The organism is Nioella sp., from assembly GCF_964229645.1.
GTDB lineage: Bacteria > Pseudomonadota > Alphaproteobacteria > Rhodobacterales > Rhodobacteraceae > Nioella.
Genome location: NZ_CAXREX010000284.1, coordinates 1 through 5,213 on the forward strand (window position 1 = coordinate 1; position 5,213 = coordinate 5,213).

4 protein-coding genes and 1 pseudogene are annotated in these 5,213 nt (G+C 63.4%); 3 read left to right on the forward strand and 2 right to left on the reverse strand.

Translation table 11 applies throughout. The annotated features are described in order from the left end of the window. Together ACEQXV_RS18080 and cysS are read right to left on the reverse strand one after the other, a co-directional pair. Positions 1-542, reverse strand: a pseudogene (locus ACEQXV_RS18080) (citramalate synthase); the annotation flags it as partial. Positions 543-579: 37 nt separating this feature from the next. After that, positions 580-2,010: a cysteine--tRNA ligase gene (gene cysS / locus ACEQXV_RS18085; RefSeq protein ID WP_370270338.1), complete on the reverse strand. Its 1,431-nt coding sequence runs from the start codon at positions 2,008-2,010 to the stop codon at positions 580-582. Between the two features lie 262 nt (positions 2,011-2,272). Here cysS and ACEQXV_RS18090 point away from each other — a divergent pair, with 262 nt between their 5' ends. The 3 genes from ACEQXV_RS18090 to ACEQXV_RS18100 form a co-directional block, all read left to right on the forward strand. Beyond that, a complete protein-coding gene (locus ACEQXV_RS18090; protein ID WP_370270339.1) occupies positions 2,273-3,457 on the forward strand; it encodes a pyridoxal phosphate-dependent aminotransferase in 1,185 nt (394 codons plus the stop codon). Positions 3,458-3,506: 49 nt separating this feature from the next. Beyond that, positions 3,507-4,571, forward strand: coding sequence for a bifunctional transcriptional activator/DNA repair enzyme AdaA (locus tag ACEQXV_RS18095; RefSeq protein WP_370270341.1), 1,065 nt, complete (start codon positions 3,507-3,509; stop codon positions 4,569-4,571). Positions 4,572-4,605: 34 nt separating this feature from the next. Then, positions 4,606-5,213, forward strand: a 608-nt coding sequence (locus ACEQXV_RS18100; protein WP_370270342.1) for an aspartate aminotransferase family protein, incomplete at its 3' end; no start/stop codon positions are given.

The window sequence follows — 5,213 nt, forward strand, 5'->3', positions numbered from 1 at the left end:
GTGCCGCCATTGGTGTCGCAAAGCACGATCCAGCGCGCGCCCGCCTCAAGTGCTGCCTTGAGGCAGTCCAGCGCATAGGCGGCATTCGCCTTGTAGCCATCGAAGAAATGCTCGGCATCGAACAGCGCCTCGCGTCCCTGCGCCACCAGGTGGGCCACCGATTTGGCGATATTCTCGACATTTTCGGGAAGGGTTATCCCGAGCGCGGTCTCCACGTGGAAATCATGGGTCTTGCCAACAAGGCAGACCGCGCCCGTGCCCGCGTTCAGAACACCGGCCAGAACCTCGTCGTTTTCCGCTGACCGACCCGCCCGCTTGGTCATGCCGAAGGCGGTCATCGTGGCGCGGGTCTGCGGTGCTGCCTCGAAGAACGCGCTGTCGGTCGGGTTCGCCCCGGGCCAGCCGCCCTCGATGTAGTCGACGCCGAGCTGGTCGAGCATCGTGGCAATGGTCTGCTTCTCAGAGGTGGAGAACTGCACACCCTGGGTCTGCTGGCCGTCGCGCAGGGTGGTGTCGTAGATGTAAAGCCTTGCCTTGGTCATGCGAACGCCCCCACGGAAGAATTTTCCGGAAAATTCTTCATGCCAGGTCCTCCAGCTTGCTGGCGTCAAAGCCCGGCGTCGGGATCAGTTCCACCCCCGCCTTGGACATGCGCACTTCGACACCCGCCGCGACAAGCGCCGCTTTCAGGCGGTCGACTTCGGAAAAATCTTTGGACTCCAATGCCTTTGTGCGTGCGAGGCTCAGGATAGCTGATAGATTTACTAATTGAGATTTTGCCGCAAGCTCGTTTACGGCGCCATCAAACACCCAAGCCCCCATGACAGCTGAGTCCTCAAGCAGTCCCAAAAGACGTGCGGAGGCAGCGAAGTCATCAATTTTGCTTTGCGGCACATCTGCACGTTGCCTGTCCTGGATTGCTTTGGCGAGCTGATATAGTCGGGTGATCGCTTTCGAAGTGTTGAGGTCATTAGCCAGAGCATCGACAACTTCCTGATCGACTTCCCCTTCACCTTTGGTGGAATTGGCGAGCTCTCTCCACTTTCGCAGCGTTTTTTCCGCGTCCTCGGCCTTTTTCGCGGTCCAGTCCATCGGCTTGCCGTAATGGGTCTGCAGGAAGACGAAGCGGATCACTTCCCCCGGAATGCCCTGGTGCAGCAGGTCGTGAACGGTGAAGAAGTTGCCAAGCGACTTGGACATCTTCTTGCCCTCGACCTGCAACATCTCGTTATGAAGCCAATAGCGCGCGAACTGGCCCTCGGGATGCGCGCAGCAGCTTTGGGCGACTTCGTTTTCATGATGTGGGAACATCAGGTCGTTGCCGCCACCATGAATGTCGAAGCTCGGCCCCAGCAATTCGTAGCTCATGGCCGAACACTCGATATGCCAGCCCGGACGCCCACGCCCCCAGGGGCTGTCCCAGCCCGGAAGATCGTCGGAGGACGGCTTCCACAGGACGAAATCCATCGCGTCGCGCTTGTAAGGGGCCACTTCCACGCGGGCCCCTGCAATCATGTCATCCACCGAGCGGCCCGAGAGTTGCCCGTATTCGGGGTAGCTCTTGACCGAGAAGAGCACGTGACCATCGGCGGCATAGGCATGCCCCTTGGAGATCAGCCCTTCGATCATCGCGATCATCTGGCCGATATACTGTGTCGCGCGCGGCATCTGGTTGGGCTCCATCACGCCAAGCGCGGCCATGTCGTCGAGATACCACTGGGTCGTTTCGGCCGTGATCTCGCCAATCGGCCGCCCGGTTTCGGCGGCCTTGGCGTTGATCTTGTCATCCACGTCGGTGAAGTTGCGCACATAGGTGACATGTTCGGCCCCGTAGACGTGGCGCAGCAGCCTGTAGGCCACGTCAAAGACCACCGCCGCGCGCGCATTGCCCATATGGGCGCGGTCATAGACCGTGGGCCCACAGACATACATGCGCACATTGCCGGCATCCAGCGGCTCGAAAACCTCCTTTTGCCGGGTGCGGGTGTTGTGAAGCTTGATCGTGGTCATGGCCTTGTCCTCACGAGGGGCGCTCGCGGGCGGGCCTATCAACTTCTGCTAAGGTTTGGAAGCAACGAACGGACCGCCCTGACGATGTCAGCGGATAATGCAGCAGATAATGCAGACGGTTGCGTTCATGGCCGCGACCCTAGACCGCTTCCGCCGCCCTGCCAAGCCCCTCCGGCAAACTGCCGGGGCGGGCGTTGACAAGGGGAAAATGATCTGCGCCCCTCGGGGCCTTGGAATCACGATCAGGCGGACAGGTGCGGCGATGCGGCAATCACGGCGTATTTCGACATTGAACGGAGATGGCGACGATGGCTGGGGCCTGTTCATCGAGGCCCGCCGGATGATCGGCAACGGCGTCGATGTGACCGAACTGACCATCGGCGAGCATGACATCCGCACCGATGCCCAGATCCTGGAGGCGATGCATGCCTCGGCCAGCGCCGGAAACACCGGCTACGCCATGATCCCCGGCATCGACGCGCTGCGCGACAAGGTGGCCGAACGGGTAACGGAACGCTCGGGCCTGAAAACCACGCGCGACAACGTGATGATCACGCCGGGCGGGCAAGCGTCGCTGTTCATGGCCCATCATGCGGCCTGTGACGAGGGCGACCGGGCGCTCTTCATCGACCCCTATTACGCCACCTATCCCGGCACGATCCGCTCCGTTGGTGCCGTTCCGGTGCCCGTCAAAGCGCGCTCGGCCCATGGTTTCCAACCCGATCCGGCAGAGATTGCCAAGCTGGCCTCCGGGGCGAAATCCCTGCTGATCAACTCGCCCAACAACCCCACGGGCGCGGTTTACGGCGCCGAGACCATGGATGGCATCGCCCGTGTGGTGCAGGATCATGATCTGTGGCTCATCTCGGACGAGGTCTATGACACCCAGGTCTGGGAAGGCCCGCATATCAGCCCGCGCACCCTGCCCGGCATGGCCGAGCGCACCCTGCAAATCGGGTCGCTGTCGAAGAGCCATGCGATGACCGGGTCGCGCTGCGGTTGGATCGTGGCGCCCGAGGCGGTGACCGAGAACCTGATCCAGCTGGCCACCAACACCAATTACGGGGTCGCGGGCTTCGTGCAGTCGGCGGGGCTCTTCGCACTTGAACTGGGGGAGGCGTTCGAGGCGCGGATCGCGGAACCCTTCCGCCGCCGGCGCGGGCTGGTGATGGACCTTGTGGCAGCGCAGCAGGTCGTGCGCGCCATCCCGGCGCAGGGGGCGATGTATGCCATGTTGGATATCCGCGCCACCGGGATGAGCGGCGAAGATTTTGCATTCGCGCTCCTAAAGGCACACCAGATCGCCGTCATGCCCGGCGAAAGCTTCGGTCAGGCGGCGGCAGGGCATATCCGCGTGGCTTTGACAGTTGACGACGACCGCCTGCGTGCAGCGGTGGCCACCTTGCTGGACTTTGCCCGCGAACGGGCCGGTGCCACGCAAGATTGACGCCCGAATTCCGGCGTCATCGCAAAGGGGAATCGGGTAAGTTCGGGGAATGAGCCTTTTTGACCTGCCCGACCCCGACACGCTTTATGCCGCGCTCTGCGCGAAGGATCCCGCCTATGACGGGCGTGCATTTGTTGCGGTGCGCACGACAGGTATCTTCTGCCGCTTCACCTGCCCCGCACGCAAACCGCTGCGCCGGAATTGCAGCTTTTATGACAGCGCCGGGGCCTGCCTAGAGGCGGGCTGTCGCCCCTGCAAACGCTGCCACCCTCTAAACCAGAGCGGCGACCCGCTGGTGGACGATCTGCTGGCAGCGCTTGACCGAAATCCCGCCTACCGCTGGCGCGAGGCGGATCTCGTGGCCCGGGGCCATGATCCCTCGACCGTGCGGCGCGCCTTCAAGCGACATTTCGGGATGAGTTTTCTCGACATGGCGCGGCTGCGCAGGCTGCGCGACGGATTCAGCGCACTCTCTGAAACAGGCAGTGTGACCGAGGCACAGCTTGAGGCAGGGTTTGAAAGCCCCTCGGCCTTTCGCGACAGTTTCGCCCGGCTCATGGGGGTCGCGCCGGGGCAACTGAAACCCGGTGCCCGCTTGCAGGCCAACTGGATCGACACGAGGCTCGGCCCCATGATCGCGGTGAGCGACGAACGGGCGCTATACCTTCTGGAGTTTGCCGATCGCAAGGCGTTGCCTGCGGAGTTGAAGGCGCTCTGGCGCGATGCGAAAGGCGATCTGGGGCTTGGCCGCCCTGCCCCGACCGAAGAGATCGCGCGGCAGCTGGCCGAGTTCCTTGATGGGAACAGAAGCGTATTCACCGTCCCCCTTGCCCCCGGCGGAACCCCGTTTCAGCGCCGGGTCTGGCAGGCGCTCCAGCGCATTCCGGCGGGGCAGACGTGCAGCTATTCGGACTTGGCGCAAGAGATCGGCCGCCCAGAGGCGACCCGTGCCGTTGCACGCGCCAACGGGGCAAATCGCATCGCCATCCTGATCCCCTGTCACCGGGTGATCGGGGCCGATGGCAGCCTGACGGGTTACGGCGGCGGGCTTTGGCGCAAGCGCCGCCTGATCGAGGTGGAACGCAGCCACGCGGTGCTTGCAGATACTGCTTAACATGATAAGCATTGGCGGTCAGGAGGACAGCGCCATGAACCACGACGACCTGCCGAAATGGTCCGCGAAAGCCGCAGACTGGGTTCGCGACTATCACGCGACCCTGCGCGACAGGCCCGTGCGCCCTGCCGTTACCCCCGGATCGGTCCGCGCCGCTCTGCCCGCCGCCGCGCCGGAAACCGCCGAGCCGATGGAGAACATCTTTGCCGATTTCGAGCGGATCGTGCCCGGCGCGATGACCCATTGGCAGCACCCGCGTTTCTTTGCCTATTTCCCTTCCAATGCCTCGCCCGCCTCGATGCTGGCCGAGCAACTGGCCAACGCGATTTCTGCACAATGCATGCTGTGGCAGACCTCGCCCGCCGCGACCGAGATAGAGGAACGGATGGTCCAGTGGCTGCGCGCGGGGCTGGGGCTTCCCGAGGGGTTTTCCGGGACGATCCACGACACCGCGACCACGGCGACGCTTTCGGCCGTGCTGACCATGCGCGAACAGGCGCTCGACTGGCACGGGCTGAGCGAGGGGCTGTCTGGCCAGCCGGTCTTGCGCATCTACGCCTCGGCGCAAACCCATAGCTCCGTCGACAAGGCGGTGCGGCTGGCCGGGATCGGGCAGGAAAACCTGGTGAAAATCCCCACGCG